The organism is Falsiroseomonas sp., assembly GCF_051860665.1.
Lineage (GTDB): Bacteria > Pseudomonadota > Alphaproteobacteria > Acetobacterales > Acetobacteraceae > Falsiroseomonas.
The window spans coordinates 36,351-56,885 of record NZ_JBHYDM010000030.1 but is presented as its reverse complement, the minus strand read 5'-3'; the positions used below and the strand labels follow the sequence as shown (position 1 = coordinate 56,885).

The following is a 20,535-nucleotide window of genomic DNA, read 5'->3' as shown; positions in this document are numbered from 1 at the left end:
CGGACGCCTATGAATCACACTGACGACCCGTGCCGGAATCCCCAATCCGATTCCGGCTGAGGTGAAAACGCTCTAGCATGGGATCTGCCAATGGTCGCCGTCCCGCTGGTCGCTGCCCCGCTGGTCCAGCCATTGGCGCAGCGCCTCGTTCTGGTGCTCGAAGATGATGCCGCGGTGGCCGCTACCATCTGTGGCGCCCTGACGCGGGAAGGCTGGGCCACCGTCACGGCAGGCACATTGGCCGAGGCTCGCAGGCGGCTCTACGAGGACCAGCCCCGGCTCATCATCGCCGATCTCGGCCTGCCCGATGGCAATGGCATCGCCTTCGTGCGCGAAGCGGCCGCCGGCGGCGACCTCGGCATCATCGTGGTCAGCGGGCGCGGCGACGAGGTGGACCGCATCATCGGCCTCGAAGTCGGCGCCGACGACTACCTGACCAAGCCCTTCTCGCTGCGCGAGATGGTGGCGCGGCTGCGCGCGCTGAACCGCCGCCTCGATGCGACCTCCCCGCGCAGCCTGCCGCTCGCCACGCCCCAGTCGGCCGTGCAGCGCATGGCCGCCACGCCGCCGGAAATGGTCGGCGCGCTGCCGCCGCGCCCCAGCTATGCCAGCGACACCGCCGCCGCGCCCGGCAGCCCCGCAGCGGCGGCCGCGAGTCCCGCAGGCGCCGCGGAGGCGGCCATGGCGCTCGCCGTCGCCGAGCCCAGCTCCTGGTTCATCGAGGGGACCACGCTGCAGCCGGCGCGCTTTCGCATGACCGGCGTCGATGGCACGGAGATCCGCCTCACCGGCGGCGAGGCCGGCCTGCTCACGCTGCTGCTGACCGAGCCGGACAATCTCGCGGATCGCGAGGTCATCTCGCGCCGCGTGCTCGGGCGCCGCCTGCTGCCGGAACAGCGCGGGGTCGATCAGCTCGCCTCCAACCTGCGGCAGAAGCTCGTCGCCGCCTCCGCCGGCCGCATCACCATCACGGCACTGCGCGGAAAGGGCTATCGGCTGGTCTGGTAGGCGCCTTCCCCCGCCGCCCCCCTTCGCGGCATTATTCCCGCACAGCGCGAAGTTTTGCCTCGCTTGCCGACAGCGGGCTTTGCTTCGCGGCTGCGACTGCGATGCCGCGAACGGCGCTCCCCGGCGCCGGACGGATCGCCTTGGAAGGGAGCGGGGCAGCATGGGCAAGGCGCCGACCGGCATTGCGGGTCTCGACGAGATCACCCGCGGGGGCCTGCCTGCGGGCCGCGTGACGCTGATCGAGGGCGGCCCCGGCGCAGGCAAGACGCTGCTCGCGCTGCAGACGCTGGCGCATGGCGTGGCCGCGGACGGCACGCCCGGGATCTTCGTGGCCTTCGAGGAGGAGCCCGCCCGCATCCGCGCCAATTGCAGCGGCTTCGCCTGGGCCGATGACGGGGCCTGGAAGCGCGCCACCTTCTTCCTCGATGCCCAGCCGAGCCCGGACCTGGTGCAGGTCGGCAGCTTCGACCTCGGCGGGCTGCTGGCGGCGGTGGGCGCGCTGGTGCAGGAAACCGGCGCGCGGCGCATCGTCTTCGATTCGATCGATGTGGTGCTGGCGCTGCTGCCGGACGCGGCGACGCGGCGGCGCGAACTCTACCGTCTGCACCGCTGGCTGCTGGAGCGCCAGCTCACCGCCATCCTCACCGCCAAGGCGGCGGAGACCGGGCCCGCCGCGCAGCCCGCGCCCTCCCTCGGCTTCCTGCAGTTCATGGTCGATTGCGCCATCCTGCTGCGGCATGAGGTGGTGGCCGGCATCTCGCAGCGCAGCCTGCGCGTGCTGAAATACCGCGGCTCCGCCTTCGCCGAGAACCAGGCGCCGCTGCTGATCGGCGCCGGCGGCATCGAGGTCGCCTTCGCCGCCAGCCAGCGTGACCAGGGCAGGCAGGTGACGCAGGAACGCATTAGCACGGGCATCGCGCGGCTGGATGCGATGCTGGAGGGCGGCTACCACCGCGGTGCCAGCGTGCTGGTCAGCGGCGCGCCGGGCACCGCCAAGACCACGCTCTGCGGCAGCTTCGCCGATGCCGCCTGCCGGCGCGGCGAGCAGACGCTGCTGGTGAGCTTCGATTCACGCGGCGACGAGATCATCCGCAACCTCGCCTCCGTCGCCATCCACCTGGCCCCGCATGTCGAGAGCGGGCATCTGCGCATCCTCTCCGCCCGCTCCGTGCATGGCAGCGCGGAGGCGCACCTGATGTGGCTGAAGGCGGCGGCGCTGGCGCATGGCACACGCTGCCTGATCATCGACCCGCTCTCGGCCCTGTCGCATGACGGCAATGCCGGCCTGGCGCATGGCGTGGCGGAGCGACTGATAGACTGGGCCAAGGCCCGCGACATGACCCTGCTCTGCACCAGCCTGATGGGACAGATGAATCCGGAGCAGGAAGGCACGCCGCTGCAGGTCTCGACCATCGCCGATACCTGGCTCCACCTGAGCTACGTGGTGCGCGCCGGGGAGCGCAACCGCGCGCTGACCATCATCAAGTCGCGCGGCACCGGGCATTCCAGCCAGGTGCGCGAACTGCTGCTGACGCGGCAGGGCGTGACGCTGGAGGATGTCTATCGCTCGGACGGCGAGGTGCTGATGGGCACGATGCGCTGGGCGCGGGAGAACGAGGACCGGCTGCGCATCGCGGCCGAGGCGGCGGAGACGGAGCTGCAGCGCCTGAAGCTGGAGGCGGAGGCCGCGGAGATCGAGGGGCGGCTGGTGCTGCTGCGCCGCCAGCTGGAGCTGAAGCAGGCCGAGGCCGCCGCCCTGCGCCGCGCCGGCGAGGTGCGCAGCGAGGATCACCGAAGGACCCGCGAGGAACTCGGCCATCGGCGCATGGCCGATGACCAGATGGAGGTCGCCGATGCCTGATGCGGCGCCGCGCCTGCGGCTCTACATCGCGGGATCCAGCCCGAATTCGCGCAAGGCGCTGGCTAACCTGGCGCAGCTGCGCGCCGAATGCCCGGCCGCCGATTGGGTGGTGGAAACGGTCGATGTCTTCGAGCAGCCGCAACGCGCGCTGGCCGACGGCATCCTGATGACACCGCAGCTGGTGATCCTGTCCGAGGAGGGCGCGCGCGCCGTGGTGGGCGACCTGGGCGACCGCAGGGCGCTGCTGGCAGCCCTGGCGCCGGACCTGCCGTGACGCTGCGGCAGGCCGACCAGGAGCCGGAGCTGCTGGCGCTGATCGGCACGCTGCATGCCACGCAGCGGCGCCTGGTGGAGCTGACCGGCGGGCAGGTTGATGCGCTGATCGACCCCTCCGGCCAGCGGCACCTGCTGCCGGTGGCGCAGGAGAACATGCTGCGCGTCGCCGGCACGCTGCAGAACATCTTCCGCAACGCGGCCGTCGGCATCGTCAGCACGGATGAGGAGCACCGCATCCGCGAGGCCAACCCGGCCTTCTGCACCATGATCGGCTATCCCGCGGAAGCCCTGCTGGGCCGCCACATCGCCGAATTCGACGACCCGGCCGAACCCTCCGACTGCGCCGCGCTGGTGCGGGAGATCAAGCTCGGCCTGCGCCAGGGCTTCGTCAGTGAGAAGCGCTTCCGCACGGGCGCCGGCATGCATGTCTGGACCCGTGTCAGCGTCTCCGCCCTGCTGGATGGCACGGGCGCCCTGCAGGGGCTGGTCGCGATCGTCGAGGATATCTCCGGCCGCAAGGCGGCGGAGGCGGCAAACCAGCAGCTGACGGCGCGCCTGGCCGCGACCATCGCCAGCATCTCCGACGCCTTCTTCACCCTGGATGCGGCGGGTCGCTTCACCCATGTGAACGACCGCGCCGCTTTGGCCTTCGGCCTTTCGGCCGCGGCACTGGTTGGCACGCCGGTGGGGGCGCGCCCGGGCTTCGGCTCCTCCGATCCCTTCGGGCGGACCCTGCGCGATGCCGCCGCGCGCCGGTCATTGCAGTTCTGCGAGGCAGCGCTGCCGGGCAGCGGCCTCTGGCTCGAGATGCGCGCCTATCCGGCCGCCGAGGGCCTGACCGTGGTGCTGCACGACATCACCGAGCGGCGCCGGCGGGCGGAATGGCAGCGCCTGCTGGAGGCCTGCATCGCGCAGCTCAACCACATCGTGCTGATCACGGAGGCCGGGCCGCTGGCGGAGCCAGGTCCGCGCATCGTCTTCGTCAACGACGCCTTCGAACGACGCACCGGCTATGCCCGCGCCGAGGTGCTGGGCCGCAGCCCGCGGCTGCTGCAGGGGCCGAAGACCCGCCGCAGCGAGCTCGACCGCATCCGCACCGCACTGGAAGCGGGCGACCCGGTGAAGGCGGAGCTGCTGAACTACACGAAGTCGGGCGAGGAATTCTGGATCGAGATGGAAATCGTGCCGATGCGCGCGGCCTGTGGACGGGTGACGCATTGGGTGGCGGTGGAGCGCGAGATCACGGAACGGCGGCGCTACCAGACGCAGCTGGAACAGCAGGCCGCGCTGCTGGAACAGGTGCAGGACGCCATCATCGTCCACGGCGCGGACCGGCGCATCCGCTACTGGAATCGCGGCGCGCAGCGCCTCTATGGCTGGGAGGCGGAGGAGGTGCTGGGCGAGCCCCTGCCCGCGGCGCTCGGCGGCGCGGAGGCGGCGCTGTGCGAGGCGGTGGAGGCCGTGCTCTCGGCCGGCAGCTGGACCGGCCAGCAGCAGCACCGCCACCGCGGCGGCCAGCCGCTGGTGGTCGAGGCCTCCTGGACCCTGGTGCGGCAGGAGGATGGCGCGCCGGGCGCCATCCTCAGCGTGCATACCGACGTGACCCAGCGGCTGGAGCTGGAGCAGAAGCTGCGCCAGGCGCAGCGGCTGGAGGCGGTGGGCCAGCTGACCGGCGGCGTGGCGCACGACTTCAACAACCTGCTGACCGTCATCCTGGGCAATGCGGAGATGATGGTGGAAGGGCTGGAGCCGGCCAGCGAGCTGCGCCAGATGGCCGAGATGAGCATGGCCGCCGCCGGCCGCGCCGCGGCGCTGACCAGCCGGCTGCTCGCCTTCTCCCGCCGCCAGGCGCTGGACCCCAGGGCGGTGGATGTGAACGCGCTGCTGGCGGGCCTGGTGCAGATGCTGGAACGCACGCTGGGCGAGCAGGTGCAGATCGTCATCCGCCCCGCGCCGGACCTGCATGTTGCGTTGATCGACGCGCCGCAGCTGGAGACGGCGGTGCTCAACCTCTGCATCAATGCGCGCGACGCCATGCCGGAGGGCGGCCGGCTGACCATCGAGACGGCCAATGCCCGGCTGGATGCCGACTACGCGCGGCATGAGGGCGAGCTGGCGCCGGGCGACTATGTGATGGTCCAGGTCAGCGACAGCGGCAGCGGCATGCCGCCGGAGATCCTGGCCCGCGCCTTCGAGCCCTTCTTCACCACCAAGGAAGTGGGCCAGGGCAGCGGGCTGGGCCTCAGCACGGTCTATGGCTTCCTCAAGCAGTCGGGCGGCCATGTCACCATCCATTCCCAGCCGGCCGGCGGCACGCGGGTGCGCATGTACCTGCCCCGCGCCCAGGGCCCGGCGGCGCGGCCGGAGCCGGCGCGGCGCCTGGCCGGGCCGCGCGGCGGCACTGAGCGCGTGCTGGTGGTGGAGGATGACGGCGCGGTGCGCGACTATGCCGGCAGCCTGCTGCGCGAACTGGGCTACCGCGTGACCGAGGCGGGCGATGCGGCGGAGGCGCTGCGGATTCTCCGCGCCGATGCGGGCTTCGACCTGCTGTTCACCGATATCGTCATGCCCGGCGGCCGCAGCGGCCCGCAGCTGGCCGCCCTCGCCCGGCAATTGCAGCCCAGGCTGCGGGTGCTGCTGACCAGCGGCTACGATGAACGGCTGCCCGAGCCGGATGCCGCCCTGGCGCTGCCGCTGATCAACAAGCCCTATCGCCGCCACCAGCTGGCGGAGAAGGTGCGCGAGGCCCTGGATGCGACGCCTTGAAGATGTTCGGGAAACACGCCGGCGATGGTGCTGCTGAAGAGGATTGAACTCTTGACCTCTCCCTTACCAAGGGAGTGCTCTACCACTGAGCTACAGCAGCGTGCCGCCGGAAAGCGTGGAGCTTCCTAGCGGGCCGGCCAGCGCTGCGCAACCCCCGGCTGAAGCCGCGAAGGGCGCCGGCTTTTCCGCGCCCGGGCCATCGACAGGGCGGCGGCCATCCGCATCTATGGGCCATGCGCCCTCGCCCCTTTCCCGCATGCGGCTGATCCTTCTCCTCCTCCTGCTCGCCCTGCTCGCGGCCGGCTGGTGGCTGCATGCGCCGGACCGGCCGCGCGCGGCGCTGGAGGCCGCCTATGCCGCGCCGCCCTCCACCTTCCTCGAGCTCGACGGCCTGCGCCTGCATCTGCGCGACACCGGCCCGCGCACCGCCCCCGCCCTGATCCTGCTGCACGGCTTCGGCAGCAGCGTGCATACCTGGGACGATTGGGCGCCGCTGCTGGAGCGCGACTTCCGCCTCATCCGCCTCGACCTGCCCGGCTTCGGCCTGACCGGCGCCGACCCCCTGGGCGACTATACCGATGCGCGCGCCCTGGCGGTGCTGGCCGCGCTGATGGACCGGCTGGGGCTGGCGCGGGCGCATCTGCTGGGCAGTTCCATGGGCGGGCGCATCGCCTGGCGCTTCGCCGCCGCGCATCCGGACCGCGTCGACCGCCTGGTGCTGATGGCGCCCGACGGTTTTGCGAGCCCCGGCATCGGCTACGATGCGCCGCCCCGCGTGCCGCTGCTGCTGCGCGCCCTGCCCTATACCCTGCCGGACCGGCTGCTGCGCGCGAGCCTCGCCCCCGCCTATGCCGACCCGGCCGCGCTGACCCCGGCCCGCTTCGCCCGCACCCGGGACATGCTGCTGGCGCCGGGCGTGCGCCGGGCGATCGTGGCGCGCGCCGGCCAGCATGTGCTGGAGCGGCCGGAGCCGCTGCTGGCCCGGATCACGGCGCCCACCCTGCTGCTCTGGGGCGCCGAGGACCGCATGGTGCCGGTGGCCAATGCGCAGGAATATCTGCGCGCCCTGCCCGATGCGCGGCTGGTGGTGCTGCCCGGCCTCGGCCATGTGCCGATGGAGGAAGCGCCCGCCGCAGCCGCCGCGCCGCTGCGCGCCTTCCTGGGCGCGCCATGACGCGCCGCGCGCGTAACCTGCCCCCGCCCCGCCGCGAAGCTGCCCAACGGAGGATTGCGCCTTGACCCTGACCCTCGCCTTGCCGCGCCCCCTCGCCCCCGAGAAATTCCGCGACCCGGCGGTGACGGCGAAGGGGGAGCGGCGGGCGGTGGTGGGGCTGAAGGCGCTGGAGACGCTGTGGTTCAACACCGGCACGCTCTGCAACATCACCTGCCGCGCCTGCTATATCGAGAGCAGCCCGCGCAACGATGCGCTGGTCTATCTCTCGGCGGCGGAGGTTTCCGCCTATCTGGACGAGGCCGCGTCCGCGCGGATGCCGCTGCGCGAGGTGGGGTTCACGGGCGGCGAGCCCTTCATGAATCCGGGGCTGGTGCCGATGCTGGTCGATGTGCTCGGGCGGGGACTTCGGGCGCTGGTGCTGACCAATGCGATGAAGCCGATGCGGCGGTATGCGCCAAAACTGCTGGAACTGCGGGAACGGTTCGGGACGGAGCGGCTGACGCTGCGCGTGAGCCTGGACCACCACAGCGCCGCGCACCACGATTTCGAGCGCGGCGCCGGCAGTTTTGCGGCCACGCTGGAAGGCCTCGGCTGGCTTTCGCGCGAGGGTTTCCGGGTGCATGTCGCCGGCCGCGCCAGCTTTGGCGGGGAGGATGAGGCGGCGATGCGCGCCGGCTTTGCCCGGGTGTTTGCCGAACACGCGATTCCGATCGACGCGGCGGACCCGGTGGCGCTGATGCTGTTTCCCGAGATGGATGCGGCGGTGGACGTGCCGGAAATCACCGAGGCCTGCTGGGGCATTCTGGGGAAACACCCGGAGCAGATGATGTGCGCGTCGTCCCGCATGGTGGTGAAGCGGCGCGGGGCGGAGCGGCCGGCGGTGGTGGCCTGCACGCTGCTGCCTTACGACGCGCAATTCGAGCTGGGCGGGACGCTGGCGGAGGCGGCGCGGCCGGTGGCGCTGAACCACCCGCATTGCGCGAAGTTTTGCGTGTTGGGGGGGGCGAGCTGTTCGGGGTGAGTTTGGTCGGGAAGAAATCCTCTTTTTGTGCCTCTTGGAGGTGAACCACAATTTGCGACACCGAATCATATCTGCCATCATGCCAAGCCACCGCTTACGGGCCGAGACATGCTTGAGCCGCAAAAGACGCTGAAAGACATCTTTGATCGGCACCCTGCAGCGCCATTCCTATTTGTTGGGTCGGGATTTTCCAGACGATATCTTCAGCTGGAGGATTGGAAAGGTTTACTACAAAAATTTTGCGCTCCCATTAAGGATTTTGGTTACTATATTTCGAAGGCCAACGGAGATCTGCCGTTGGCCGCCTCCTTCATGGCCGACGATTACAACGAATGGTGGTGGAGCGCCGCCGAGACAGCCGAAAATCGAAATAAATATGGAGCCAGAATAAAATCCAAGGCAGATGCCTTAAAATTCGATATCGCAAATTACATCAAAACTCGCTCACTAGAAAATGCTCGCGATTCGGAATTTGGGGCCGAAATTGTAACGCTTTCAGAAATATCTGTCGACGGCATAATAACAACGAACTGGGATTTTTTGCTGGAAGACCTATTCCCCGGCTACCGCGTTTTTGTCGGGCAAGAGGAGCTGTTGTTCTCGCACCCTCAAGCCATTGGAGAGATCTACAAGATCCACGGCTCAGCATCCGATCCAGGAAGCATGGTGCTAACGCAGGAGGACTATAAAGCCTTCGCCTCAAAAAACCCCTATCTCGCGGCAAAATTAGTCACGATTTTCGTTGAGCATCCTATTATTTTCCTGGGGTACTCAATATCTGACCCCCACATTCGCGCGATCATAACTTCGATAGCGCGATGCCTTAGTCAAGAAAAGATTTCATCATTCCAGGAAAATCTTATTTTCGTTCAGCGCGCCAAAGACGCCGAAACTGTACGCCTCGAAAAGACCACGATCCAGTCTGATGAGTTTAGTGTGACGATGACGGTCGTCAGGGTGGCTGATTTTTCGCAGATCTATACTGCACTTACCGCGACCAAACGAAAAATTCCAGCCCGCGTACTTCGCTTCTTTAAGGAACAGATGTATGATTTGGTTCGCGCGCCCGCCGACAATGAAAACAAAATTGCAGTTGTTGATTTTGAAGAGATCGGCTCATTAGAAGCAGTAGAATTTGTGGTGGGGGTAGGAGTCGCCCGGCGCCAACAGGAACTTGGTGAGCGGGTTGACGAAGCAGTCAAAAGTGCCCTTGCAAGGAAAGGGTATGCCGGCGTAACTCCGGATGAAGTCTTCAGCGATTGCCTGCTGGAAGTCTCGAAGTTTGACGCAGCCGATCTGCTCGGATCAGCGTATCCAGGATATGCTCGATCAAGCCGCACCTTTATTCCAATTTTTCGCTACCTAAAATCCGCAGGAATAACTTCTTCGCAGCAACTACAGGAGTCAAAATTTGAGGGCGCGAAAAAAATTGTCGCCAAACTTAGGGCTGCAGATTACACAAGCAGCCCCTACTCAAGTCGATACAAGTCTGCATTTTCTAATTTATCAACTTCCGAGATTATTCAAAAAGCTTCCGCACCCACTGAAGCTGCACTTATGCTTGCTTTCCAGCCAGCCGCGGAGGTTGATCTAAATGCGCTGCGGGAATTTCTAGTTCAGCACCTTGATAGTTTCGATGCGGAGCCGTATCGCACAGCATATCGCAAACTCGTCTGTCGCTATGACAGATTGGCTTTTGGCTTCTGACGCAAGAAGGCTACTCCAACGCCTGCCTCCGCGCCTCCGCCATCAGCACCCGAATCGCCTCCTCAACCACCGCCAGCCGCTCCTCCGTCAGCGCCCCCCGAAACGCCGCATCCCGCTCCCGCGCCGCCTCCATCAGCCCCGCCTGCAGCCGCGCCCCCTCCCCCGAAAGCCGCAGCGCCACCTCCCGCGCGTCCTGCGCCCCCGTCGCGCGTTCCACCAGCCCGCGCGCGACCAGCGCCTTCACGGCCCGGGACGCCTGCGCCTTGTCCAGCCCGGATTCCCGCGCCAGGTCGCGCAGCGTCATCGGCGCAAAACCGCCCAGCAGCGCCAGGATGCGCCATTCCATCAGGCTGACGCCAAAATCCCGGCGGTAGCGGCGCGCCGCCCCGCGGCTCAGCGCATTGGCCAGCCGGTGGATCCGGTAGGAGAGAAGGTCCCGGATGGTCTCCGGCGGGGGATTTGGCATGCCCCCCCAAACTCCCTTGGCCAAACCTCTGCCGTCAACCGCCGTGGAATTGCCGCAAGCCTCGGGCCACACTGCGCGCCATGCGCATCGAAGCTCCCAGCCTGCCCGCCCCCCAAGCCCAGCACGCCGCCTTTGCGCGCCCCGCGCTCTCCGTCGTCGTGCCCGCCTATAACGAGCAGGAGGTCCTTCCCGCCTTCCACGCCCGCCTGGTGCCGGTGATGGAAGGCATCGGCCTGCCGTGGGAGGTCGTCTATGTGAATGACGGCTCCCGCGACGGCACGCTGGCGCTGATGCTCGGCCTGCGGGCGCAGGATGCCCGGGTTTCGGTGGTCAATCTCAGCCGCAACTTCGGCAAGGAAATCGCGCTGACCGCCGGGCTGGATCATGCGGCGGCGGACCAGGCGGTGGTGGTCATCGACGCGGATCTGCAGGACCCGCCGGAGGTGATCCCGGACCTCGTCGCCGCCTGGCGCCAGGGTTATGACGTCGCCTATGCCCGCCGCCGCGCGCGGGAGGGCGAGACCTGGCTGAAGAAGGCCACCGCCGCCGGCTTCTACCGGGTGATGAAGCGCATCGGCGGCAAGGTGGAGCTGCCGGCCGATACCGGCGATTTCCGGCTGATGAGCCGCCGCGCGCTGGATGCGCTGCTCGCCTTGCGCGAACAGCACCGCTTCATGAAGGGCCTGTTCGCCTGGGTCGGCTTCCCCTCCATCCCCGTGATGTATGACCGCGCGCCGCGCGCGGCGGGTGAGACGAAGTGGAACTACTGGAAGCTCTGGAACCTGTCGCTGGAGGGGATCACCGCCTTCACCGTCGGCCCGCTGAAGATCGCCACCTATCTGGGCCTCTTCACCGCCTTCGGCGCGGTGGTCTACGGCGTGCAGCTCATCATCCGCACCATTCTGTTCGGCAATCCGGTGGCCGGCTATCCCAGCCTGATGGCGGTGGTGCTGTTCCTCGGCGGGGTGCAGCTGATGACGCTGGGCATCATCGGCGAGTATCTCGGCCGCATCTTCAACGAGACCAAGCGCCGCCCGCTGTATATCGTGGAGCGCCATGTGCCGAGCGGGATGGCGCCCCAGTCCGGGCCTGGCTGAGCCCTCAGCGGCAGGCCAGCAGCGCCCCGATCGGGCGGCAGCGCGCCGCCCCCTCCGGCACCAGCGGGGCGAGCGCGGCCTGGGCGGCGGGCAGGATCAGCCGCAGCTCGCCCGGGGCCAGCGGCGCGGCGGCCAGCGCCGCGTCGCGGCAGGCGGGCGGGGTGCGCCAGCGCGCCACATACATGGTGCTGGCCGGCACGGCGTCTTCGGAGGCGAGGGCCAGCACCTCCAGCAGCAGCGGATAGGTTGTGGCCTCGGCATGGGTCAGGCAGGTCCAACTCGGCAGCAGGGTGAGCGATTGCGCGCTGGCCAATTCGGAGCGCAGGGCGGGCGCCTCCACCGTCCAGGCCGGGCGGGCCTGGGCCCAGTCGGCGATGGCGGCGCGCAGCGGCGTGGCATCGGCGAATTGCAGCAGCCCGGCCGCAAGGCACAGCACCGGCCGCAGCCGCGCCAGCAGCACCATCCCCGCCAGCAGCAGCGCATAGGCCACCGGCCAGAAGAAGCGGCCGGAGGCGCGGAACTGCTCCAGCGCCGCCGGCGGCGGGCCGAGGTCCAGCACGATCCGCGCGCCGAACCCAACCTGGAAGGACACGGCCAGCGCCGTCAGGCCCAGCAGCACCAGCGCCAGCCCGGCATGCCGCCGGAAGCGCCGCCAGGCGAATCGCGGCCGCAGCAGAAGGCCCAGGGCCAGCGCGGCCCAGAGCCCGGCGCCGAGCCAGTTGTACCCCTCCCACCCGCCATGGCCGGTGGCATCCAGCTGCGGCGACCAGGGCCAGCCGGACAGAAGCGAGCCGGCGGGCCAGAGGGGCGAGAGCAGGTTCAGCGCGAAATGGCCATAGCCGCCATCGCCCTTGGCGCCGAGATAGCCGAAGCCCGCCATCGCCGCGACCACCAGCCCGAAACTGGCCGCCACCGCCAAGGCGGGGCCCCAGAAGGCCTCGCCGCGCAGCAGCCGCGTGGCGGGCACGGCGCCGAGCAGGGCCAGCGTCATGGCGGCCAGGTAGGGGTGGACCAGCAGCGTCGCCACCTGCAGCAGGGCGGCCGCCAGCCACAGCGCCGGGCTCGGCCGGGTCACCAGCCGCAGATAGAGGCCGAGGCCCAGCAGCAGAAGAAAGTGGCCGCACAGCGCCGCATGGCCGAAGCGTCCGATCCAGGCGGGCATGGAGGCGGCGGCCAGCGCCATGCCCAGCGCCGGCAGCAGCCGCCGTTCCCCGGCGCTGCGCAGCGCGAAGACGGCGGCGATGGGCTGCGCGACCCAGGCCAGCCCGTAGAACAGGCCGATTCCGTGAAACCCCTCCGGCAGCCAGCCGCGAAAGGCCTTCAGCAGCAGCGCGAGGGCGGGGATGGAATCGGCGAAGGCGGTGTTCATGCCGCCTTCCTGGGTGTTCAGATTGGCGGCGAAGCTGGGTGGCCAGCGCCAGTCATCGGCGATCAGGTAGCGCTGCGCCACCATGTGCTGCGCCGCATCCCCCGCCGGCCGCCAGCCCTGCCCGGCCGCGGGGAAGAGGAAATCCAGCGGAAAGACCCAGAGGGCGAGGCCGAGTCCGAGGGCGAGGGCAGCCGCATAGGACAGCGGCGCGGTCTGGCGGTCGGTCAGCTTGGCGGTTCCTGTCGGCGGGGGCGGCGCGGCCCTGTAGGCGCCGCGCGCTGCCCCGCGCAAGCCGCCTCAGGCGATGCAGCCCACCACGATCCAGAAGACGCCGGAGAGCAGCACCGCCAGGCCGATTCCCCGCGCCGGGCTGCCCGCCGGCTGTTCGGACGCCGTCAATCGGGGCGGCATCCGGGGGCGAAGGGGGCTGGCATCCGGGGTGTCGCGCCGGGCATCGCGAGAGGCTGAGTTGCGCATGCCCAATTATGGCACAACCAGGGCGGGAGCTGTCTTCCCAAAAACGGCGTGATCGTGATTTTTTCGTGGAAAGGCAAAGGATTCGCCGGACCTTTCGCAGCCGCCACAATCCCGCCGCAAGCGCGTCGCAAACCCGCCCGTCCCCATGCGTATTACCCCCATCAAGGGAATAGCTCCTGACCCGATCCGCGGCCGCCCCCTGGGGCCCGCATCGTGCCGGAAGCCCGACCCGCCCACACCAGCCGCGGCCCCCGCCGCGATCACGAGGACTTCCATGCCCGGCCTGGACAATATCCAGACTCTGCTGCGGGAACCCGAAACCCGGCGATCGGTCTTCGCCTTCAGCGCGGCGGAGGCTCAGCCCGAGGTGGCGGAGGCCCCGGCCACCGCCCAGGCGATCGCCAAGCGCGGGCTCGACCTGCTCGGCGCCGGTCTGCTGCTGCTCTTCTGCCTGCCGGTCTTCCTGGTGATCGGCCTGCTGGTCCGCATGGATGGCGGCCCGGCCTTCTATGCGCATGAGCGCGTCGGCCGCGGCGGCCGCCTCTTCGGCTGCCTGAAGTTCCGCTCCATGGTTGCCGATGCCGACCGCCGGCTGGCCGCGCTGCTGGAGCGGGACCCGGCCGCCCGCGCGGAATGGGAAGCCACCCGCAAGCTGAAGGCGGATCCGCGCGTGACGGCCATCGGCCGCTTCCTGCGTGCCACCTCACTGGACGAGCTGCCGCAGATCCTGAACGTGCTGCGCGGCGAGATGAGCCTGGTGGGGCCCCGCCCGGTGCAGGCGGCGGAGTTGGCCGTGTATTACGGCCCGGCGGCGCAGCACTACATGGCGGTGCGCCCGGGCATCACCGGCCCCTGGCAGGTCTCCGGCCGCAACGACACCTCCTATGCCCAGCGCGTGGCGCTGGACGTGGCCTATGCCCGCCACCCCTCGCTGCTCGGCGATATCCGCATCCTGCTGCGCACCCCCATGGCAGTGCTGGCCCGCCGCGGCGCCTACTGACCAAGCCTTCCCTTCGACGGCGGCGCGAGTCATATCGCGCCGCGTGACTCCCCAGGCAGGAATGGCGCAGGTCATGGCCAATTCGGCCGAACATCGCGCCTCCGGAGGGCGGCTTCTCTCCGGCACCTTGTGGAATGCGGCGGGCCGGGGCCTGCCGCTGCTTCTCGCCCTGGCGCTGACGCCGGTGCTGGTCGGGCAGATGGGCATCGACCGCTGGGGGCTTTTCACCCTCGCCCTCGCACTGGTCGGTGTCTTCGGGGTCTTCGACCTCGGCGTGGGCGCGGCGCTGACCCGGGCGCTCTCGGCCCGGATCGGCGCGGGGGAGATCGAGGGGGCGGCGGAGCTGGCAGGGGCCGCGATCAGCGCGCTGGCACTGCTCAGCGCCGTCATCGCCGGCCTCGCCTTCGCCTTCGTGCCGATGCTGGTCACCGGCCTGCTGAACACGCCCCCCGCCCTGCAAGCCGAGGCCATCACCGCCTTTCGCTGGCTCTGTGCCGCGGCCCCGCTGGTTGTGGTCAACGCCGCACTCTGGGGCACGCTGGCCGCGCATCAGCGGTTTCGGGAGGCGAACCTGGCCGCCATTCCGGTCGCCATCTTCTATTATCTCGGCCCGGTGCTGGTGCTGCTGGTCTGGCAGAGCCTTGTGGGCGTCATCCTGGCCCTGCTCGCCTGCCGGCTGGCCAATACGCTGTCCTATCTCTGGCTGGCGCGGCGGGATCTGCCGGGGCTGCGGCCCGTCTGGCCGCGCTGGCCGCTGATCGCGCCGCTGCTGCGCATGGGCGGCTGGATGAGCGCCTCCGGCGTGCTGACCCAGGCCTTGCTCTATGCGGACCGATTCCTGGTCGGCGCACTGCTGACACTCGCGGCGGTCGCCTATTACGCCACGCCGCTCGACCTCGTCATGCGCATGTGGATCCTGCCGGTGGCGGTGGCCCAGGCGCTGCTGCCGGCCATGGCCAGCGCCTATCTGTCGCATGCCGAGGCGACCGCCGGGCTGCTGCGGCGCGGCGCGCTGCTGGTCATGGCCGCGGTGCTGCCGGCCTGCCTGGTGCTGGTGGTCTGGGGCCCGGAGATCCTGCGCCTCTGGCTCGGCGCGGATTTCGCCGCCGGCGGTGGGCGGGTGCTGCAGATCCTCTCGGTCGGCATCTTCTTCTCCTGCGCCGCCTTCGCCCCCGGCGCGCTGCTGGATGCGATCGGGCGGCCGGATGCCAATGCCAAGTGGCAGTTGCTGCAGGCGCTGGTCTTCCTGCCGCTTTCCGCCCTGCTGCTGCTGTGGATCGGCATCGAGGGCGCCGCCGCCGCCTGGGCGCTGCGCTGTGCCACGGATGTCTTCGGCCGGCTCCTTCTCGTCACCCGGCTCTATCCGACGGCCGGCGACGCCGCCCGGCAGCTCGCAGCGCCGCTGCTGGCCGGCGGTCTCGGCCTCGCCATCCTGCTGCCCGGCGTGCTGCCGATCCCCCTCGCCCTGCTCGCCCTGGCCGGCTTCACCGCCGCCGGCATCCTGGCCCTGACCGAGGCGGAGCGCCGCGACGCGCGCGGCCTGCTGCGCCGCCCCTGGCGCATCCGCGCCGTGCTGCGCGGAGAGCCCGCATGACGCTCGCCATCAATGCCCGCTTCCTGACCCAGAAGATGAGCGGCGTGCAGCGCTTCTCGCGGGAGATCGTGACCGCCCTCGCGGAGTCCGGCCGCCCGATCCGGCTGCTCGCCCCGCGCGATGCGCCAGCCGAATTCGCCGGCCTGCGGGTCGAACATATCGGCCGCCGCGCGGGCCAGTCCTGGGAACAATTCGACCTGCCCGGCGCGCTGGCCGGCCAGCACCTGCTGAACCTCGGCAATACCGCGCCGCTGCGGGTCGGCGCCGCGCAGACCCTGGTGATCCACGACGCCGGCGTCTTCGACACGCCCGAAAGCTATTCCTTCGCCTTCCGCGCCTGGTACCGCGCATTGCACTGGACCCTGCCGCGCCGTGGCGCGCGCATCGTCACCGTCTCGGAATTTTCGCGCGGGCGGCTTTCCATGCATCTGGGCCTGCCCGCCGCGCGTATCGGCGTGGTGATGGAGGGTGGCGAACATGCCTTGCGCGATGCGGCGGAACCGGCGGTGCTGGCGCGCCATGGCCTGCAGCCCGGCCGCTTCGCCCTCGCCGTCGGCACGCGCGCCGCGCACAAGAACCTGGATGCGCTGCGGGAGGCAGTGGCCCTGCTGGCGGCGCGCGGCATGAAGCTGGCCGTCGCCGGCGCCGCCGATGCCGGCGTCTTCCGCAATGCCGGCGACGTGGACGCCGCCGTGGCGCTCGGCCGGGTCAGCGATGGGGAGCTGCGCGCCCTCTATGGCGCCGCCCTCTGCCTCATCTTCCCCTCCCGCTACGAGGGCTTCGGCCTGCCGCCGCTGGAGGCGATGTGGTGCGGCTGCCCGGTGCTGGCCGCCGCGGCCGGTGCTGTGCCCGAGGTGTGTGGCGAGGCCGCGCTCTATTTCGACGCCGAGGGGCCCCGCACCCCCGCCGCCGCCCTCGCCCGCCTGCTGGACGAACCGCTGCTGGCGGAGCGCCTGCGCATGGCCGGCCGCGACCGCGCCGCCACATTCTCCTGGGCCGCCGCGGCGGACCGGCTGCTCGGCCTGCTGGAGTCCCGATGAAGATCGCCATCGTCCATGAATGGCTCGACAGCTATGCCGGCTCCGAACGCGTGCTGGAGCAGCTTTTCGCACTTTTTCCGCAGGCGGATCTCTTTGCCGTCTGCGACTTCCTGCCAGACGGCGAGCGCGCCTTCCTCGGTGGCCGCATCCCGCGCACCTCCTTCATCCAGCGCCTGCCGCGCGCCCGCAAATGGTTCCGCTACTATCTCGGCCTGATGCCGCTGGCGGTGGAGCAGTTCGATCTTTCCGGCTACGATCTGGTGGTGTCTTCCTCCCACGCCGTCGCCAAGGGGGTGCTGACCGGGCCGGGGACGCTGCATGTCAGCTACGTCCATAGCCCGATGCGCTATGCCTGGGACCTGCAGCACCAGTATCTGCGCCAGGCCCGCATGGAAGCGGGGCTGAAGGGCGCGCTGACCCGCTGGCTGCTGTCGCGCATGCGCGCCTGGGATTTCGCCTCCGGCGCAAGGCCGGATGTGATCGCGGCCAATAGCGCCTGGATCGCGGAGCGGATCCGCAAATCCTGGCGGCGGGACAGCGTGGTGGTGCATCCGCCCGTCGACCTCGATGGCTTCCCCTTCCAGGCCGCCAAGGGCGAGGCCTATGTCGTCGCTTCCCGCATGGTGCCCTACAAGCGTATTGACCTGATCGCCCAGGCTTTTCGCCAAATGCCGGACAGGCGCCTGATTATCGCCGGCGACGGGCCCGAGATGGCGCGGGTCCGCGAAGCGGCGGGCGATTCGAAGAACATCGAGATCCGTGGCCGCGTCGCGCAGGCCGACCTCGTCGCGCTGCTGGCCGCAGCAAAGGCCTTCGTCTTCGCGGCGGAGGAGGATTTCGGCATCGGCATGGTGGAGGCCCAGGCCTGCGGCACGCCGCTGATCGCCTATGGCCGCGGCGGCGCCACCGACATCGTGCAGCCCGGCGTCACCGGCCTGCTGTTCCCCCACCAGACCACGGAAAGCCTGATCGCCACCGTGACCCAGTTCGAGACCCTGACCATCGCCCCCGAAGCCTGCCGCGCCAATGCGGAGCGCTTCTCCCGCGAGGCCTTCCGTGCCCGCCTGCGGGCGCTGATCGCGGAGGCCTGCGCAGCGCGCGGGATGGAGGCCCCATGATCCAGTTCAGCCTGATCGTCGCCACCCGCGGCCGCACCACGGAGCTGGTGGAATTCCTCGACAGCGTCATGGCCCAGCGCCGCGAGGATGCCGAGGTGATCGTGGTGGACCAGAACGAGGATGGCCGCCTCGCCCCGCTTCTGGCGCCCTATACGCAGGCGCTGCGGATCACGCATCTGCGCTCCTCCATCGCGCGCGCCAACCACGCCCGCAACCTCGGCCTGCGCCAGGCGCGCGGCGCGCTGGTCAGCTTTCCGGATGATGACTGCCTCTATCCGCCGGGCCTGCTGGACCGCGTCGCCGCCGCCTTCGCCGCCGATCCGGCGCTGATGATCCTGACCGGCCCGGCCGAGAGCCCCGATGGCGGTCTCGGCTCCGGCCGCTGGCGGGTCGAGGGCGGGCCGATCACGGCGGCCAATGCCTGGACCAGCGTCATCGAGTTCAACCTCTGGCTCCGCCGCGGCCTGGCGCTGCGCCTCGGCGGCTATGACGAGACCATGGGGCCCGGCACGGGGCTCGGCTCGGCGGAGGGCAATGACCTGGTGCTGCGCGCCGTCACCGTGGGCCACAAGGCGATCTACGATCCCACGCTGCGCATCATCCACCCCGACAAGCGCCTGTCGGAAGTCGCCGTGGCGCGCGCCTGGCTCTATGGCGGCGGGCTCGGCTTCGCGCTGCGGCGGCATTCGGTGCCGGCCAGCGTCTGGATGCCCTTCGCCATCCGACCGATCGGCGGGCTGCTGCTGAGCCTGGCGCGGCTGCGGCCGCGCGATGCGGCCTATTACGGCATGACCTTCCTCGGCCGGCTGCGCGGTTTCGCGCGGCGGGACGCCACCTCCGGGCGCATCCGCCCGGCCATCGAGGGCCAGCCGGAGGAGGAGCGCTGATGCGGCTGGCGATCGGCGTCGCCACCCGCGGCCGTGCGGCCATCCTCGGCGAGGTGCTGCAGGAGCTGCGGCAGCAGACGCGCGCGCCGGACCGGGTGCTGGTCTGCCACGTCACGGAGGACGACATCGCCGGCCTGCCCGCGCGCTTCCCGCATGTGCAGTTCTGGGCCAGCCCCGCCGGCCTACCGCGACAACGCAACGCGATCCTGGATGCCTGCGGCGACTGCGACGCGGTGCTGTTCCTCGACGACGATTTCCTGCCAATGCCGGACTACCTCGCCGTGACGGAGCGGGTGCTGATGGCGCATCCGGATTGCGTGGTGACGACCGGCACGGTCATCGCCGATGGGGCAAAGGGTCCCGGGCTTTCGGTGGCGGAAGGGCGCGCGCTGCTGGCGGCCGATGGGACGCCCGAGGATGCGCTGGCCGTCGCGCCGCATTTCAACGGCTATGGCTGCAACATGGCCTTCCGCCTCGCCCCGCTGCGCGCGCATGGGATCCGGGTGGATGAGGCGCTGCCGCTCTATGGCTGGTACGAGGATATCGACGTGACCCGCGCGCTCGGCCGGCACGGCTCCATCCTGCGGCTGGCGGGCGCGCGGGGCGTGCATCTGGGTGCCAAGTCGGGGCGCGTCTCCGGGCTGCGCCTGGGCTATAGCCAGGTGGCGAACCCGGTCTATCTGGCGCGCAAAGGCACCTTCCCCTGGAGCCACGCCATCCCCTCCGCCGCGCGCCATACCGCGATGAACGCGCTGCGCTCGCTGGCGCCGGAGCCGCATGTGGACCGCTTCGGGCGGCTGCGCGGCAATCTCATCGCGCTGGCGGACCTGCTGCGCGGGCGGGCGCATCCGATGCGCATCCTGGAGCTGTAGGTGCAGGACGTCCTGTTCCTGCTGTCCAAGGTGCTGTGGGCGCTGCTGCGGCCGAATACGCTGGCCCTCGCCCTGGCGGTGCTCGGGCTGCTGCTGGTCTGGCGCGGGCGGCGCTTCGGGCGCTGGCCGCTGGCGCTGGGCATCGGCTGGTATGTGGCGGTCTTCGCCCTGCCGGTCGCCGCCCTGCTGACCCTGCCGCTGGAGAACCGCTTCCCCCGTCCCGCGACGCCGCCGGCCGAGGTCACCGGCATCATCGTGCTGGGCGGCGCGGTGGAGCAGCGGATGACGGAGGCGCGCGGCATCCCGGCGCTGAACGGCGCGGCGGAGCGGATGACGGAAGGCGTGGCGCTGGCGCTGCGCTACCCCGAGGCGCGGCTGGTCTTCACCGGCGGCACCGCCGCCATCGACCAGTCCGGCCCGACGGAAGCCGAGACGGCGCGCCTGCTCTTCACCAGCCTCGGCCTGCCGGCGGCGCGCCTGGTGCTGGAGAATGAAAGCCGCAACACGCATGAGAACGCGGTCTATACCCACCGCCTGCTGAACCCCCAGCCCGGCGAGACCTGGCTGCTGGTGACCTCCGCCAGCCATATGCCGCGCAGCATGGGCGTGTTCCGCGCAGCGGGCTGGAGCAGCATCATCGCCTGGCCGGTGAACTACACGACCGGCAACGACCCCGATTACTGGTGGGACAACCCCTTCCCCACCAAGCTGAACCACGCGGAATGGGCGCTGCGCGAATGGGTGGGCCTCGCGGCCTATCGGCTGATGGGGCGGACGCCCGCGCTGTTCCCGGCGCCGTAGT

General features: G+C 70.0%; 17 protein-coding genes and 1 tRNA gene. 15 read left to right on the top strand and 3 right to left on the bottom strand.

The annotated features are described in order from the left end of the window. Window positions 1-90 precede the first annotated feature (90 nt). The 4 genes from ACTIF1_RS21940 to ACTIF1_RS21925 all read left to right on the top strand — a co-directional run bounded on the left by ACTIF1_RS21940 (window position 91) and on the right by ACTIF1_RS21925 (window position 5,911). Complete coding sequence (locus ACTIF1_RS21940) at window positions 91-1,008, top strand: response regulator transcription factor (RefSeq protein ID WP_439598584.1); 918 nt, start codon at window positions 91-93, stop codon at window positions 1,006-1,008. A gap of 160 nt (window positions 1,009-1,168) precedes the next feature. Continuing rightward, window positions 1,169-2,869, top strand: coding sequence for a circadian clock protein KaiC (gene kaiC / locus ACTIF1_RS21935; protein ID WP_439598583.1), 1,701 nt, complete (start codon window positions 1,169-1,171; stop codon window positions 2,867-2,869). Continuing rightward, the gene (locus ACTIF1_RS21930) at window positions 2,862-3,143 is read left to right on the top strand and encodes a circadian clock KaiB family protein (RefSeq protein ID WP_439598582.1); all 282 of its coding nucleotides are present in this window, start codon (window positions 2,862-2,864) and stop codon (window positions 3,141-3,143) included. The genes kaiC and ACTIF1_RS21930 overlap by 8 nt, the downstream gene beginning before the upstream one ends. Beyond that, entirely contained in the window at window positions 3,140-5,911 is a 2,772-nt protein-coding gene (locus ACTIF1_RS21925) for a PAS domain S-box protein (RefSeq protein WP_439598581.1), read from the top strand. Before ACTIF1_RS21930 ends, ACTIF1_RS21925 begins: the two co-directional genes overlap by 4 nt. Before the next feature lie 25 nt (window positions 5,912-5,936). Here ACTIF1_RS21925 and ACTIF1_RS21920 read toward each other — a convergent pair. Beyond that, window positions 5,937-6,011: transfer RNA gene (locus ACTIF1_RS21920), tRNA-Thr, on the bottom strand. A gap of 156 nt (window positions 6,012-6,167) precedes the next feature. Between ACTIF1_RS21920 and ACTIF1_RS21915 the strand changes: the two genes are divergently transcribed. From ACTIF1_RS21915 to ACTIF1_RS21905, 3 genes are all read left to right on the top strand, one after another. Beyond that, a complete protein-coding gene (locus tag ACTIF1_RS21915) occupies window positions 6,168-7,085 on the top strand; it encodes an alpha/beta fold hydrolase (RefSeq protein WP_439598580.1) in 918 nt (305 codons plus the stop codon). Window positions 7,086-7,146: 61 nt separating this feature from the next. Continuing rightward, window positions 7,147-8,106: a radical SAM protein gene (locus ACTIF1_RS21910; RefSeq protein ID WP_439598579.1), complete on the top strand. Its 960-nt coding sequence runs from the start codon at window positions 7,147-7,149 to the stop codon at window positions 8,104-8,106. Window positions 8,107-8,214: 108 nt separating this feature from the next. Next, window positions 8,215-9,813, top strand: a complete 1,599-nt coding sequence (locus ACTIF1_RS21905; protein WP_439598578.1) for an SIR2 family protein — start codon at window positions 8,215-8,217, stop codon at window positions 9,811-9,813. 10 nt (window positions 9,814-9,823) lie between these two features. On the opposite strand, the gene ACTIF1_RS21900 is transcribed toward ACTIF1_RS21905, so the two are convergent. Then, a complete protein-coding gene (locus ACTIF1_RS21900) occupies window positions 9,824-10,279 on the bottom strand; it encodes a MarR family winged helix-turn-helix transcriptional regulator (protein WP_439598577.1) in 456 nt (151 codons plus the stop codon). 80 nt (window positions 10,280-10,359) lie between these two features. On the opposite strand from ACTIF1_RS21900, the gene ACTIF1_RS21895 reads away from it, so the two are divergent. After that, window positions 10,360-11,376 (top strand): glycosyltransferase family 2 protein, encoded by a 1,017-nt coding sequence (locus tag ACTIF1_RS21895; protein WP_439598576.1) that lies wholly within the window; start codon window positions 10,360-10,362, stop codon window positions 11,374-11,376. Window positions 11,377-11,380: 4 nt separating this feature from the next. On the opposite strand, the gene ACTIF1_RS21890 is transcribed toward ACTIF1_RS21895, so the two are convergent. Beyond that, complete coding sequence (locus tag ACTIF1_RS21890; protein WP_439598575.1) at window positions 11,381-13,036, bottom strand: DUF6311 domain-containing protein; 1,656 nt, start codon at window positions 13,034-13,036, stop codon at window positions 11,381-11,383. A 460-nt stretch (window positions 13,037-13,496) separates the two neighbouring features. Here ACTIF1_RS21890 and ACTIF1_RS21885 point away from each other — a divergent pair, with 460 nt between their 5' ends. From ACTIF1_RS21885 to ACTIF1_RS21855, 7 genes are all read left to right on the top strand, one after another. Further along, complete coding sequence (locus ACTIF1_RS21885; RefSeq protein WP_439598574.1) at window positions 13,497-14,222, top strand: sugar transferase; 726 nt, start codon at window positions 13,497-13,499, stop codon at window positions 14,220-14,222. 73 nt (window positions 14,223-14,295) lie between these two features. Beyond that, entirely contained in the window at window positions 14,296-15,816 is a 1,521-nt protein-coding gene (locus ACTIF1_RS21880; RefSeq protein WP_439598573.1) for a flippase, read from the top strand. Then, complete coding sequence (locus tag ACTIF1_RS21875; RefSeq protein ID WP_439598572.1) at window positions 15,813-16,856, top strand: glycosyltransferase family 4 protein; 1,044 nt, start codon at window positions 15,813-15,815, stop codon at window positions 16,854-16,856. The genes ACTIF1_RS21880 and ACTIF1_RS21875 overlap by 4 nt, the downstream gene beginning before the upstream one ends. Continuing rightward, window positions 16,853-17,974 (top strand): glycosyltransferase, encoded by a 1,122-nt coding sequence (locus tag ACTIF1_RS21870; protein ID WP_439598571.1) that lies wholly within the window; start codon window positions 16,853-16,855, stop codon window positions 17,972-17,974. The genes ACTIF1_RS21875 and ACTIF1_RS21870 overlap by 4 nt, the downstream gene beginning before the upstream one ends. Further along, entirely contained in the window at window positions 17,971-18,861 is an 891-nt protein-coding gene (locus tag ACTIF1_RS21865) for a glycosyltransferase family 2 protein (RefSeq protein WP_439598570.1), read from the top strand. The genes ACTIF1_RS21870 and ACTIF1_RS21865 overlap by 4 nt, the downstream gene beginning before the upstream one ends. After that, the gene (locus ACTIF1_RS21860; protein WP_439598569.1) at window positions 18,861-19,733 is read left to right on the top strand and encodes a glycosyltransferase family 2 protein; all 873 of its coding nucleotides are present in this window, start codon (window positions 18,861-18,863) and stop codon (window positions 19,731-19,733) included. Before ACTIF1_RS21865 ends, ACTIF1_RS21860 begins: the two co-directional genes overlap by 1 nt. After that, complete coding sequence (locus ACTIF1_RS21855; RefSeq protein ID WP_439598568.1) at window positions 19,734-20,534, top strand: YdcF family protein; 801 nt, start codon at window positions 19,734-19,736, stop codon at window positions 20,532-20,534. Window position 20,535 lies beyond the last annotated feature (1 nt).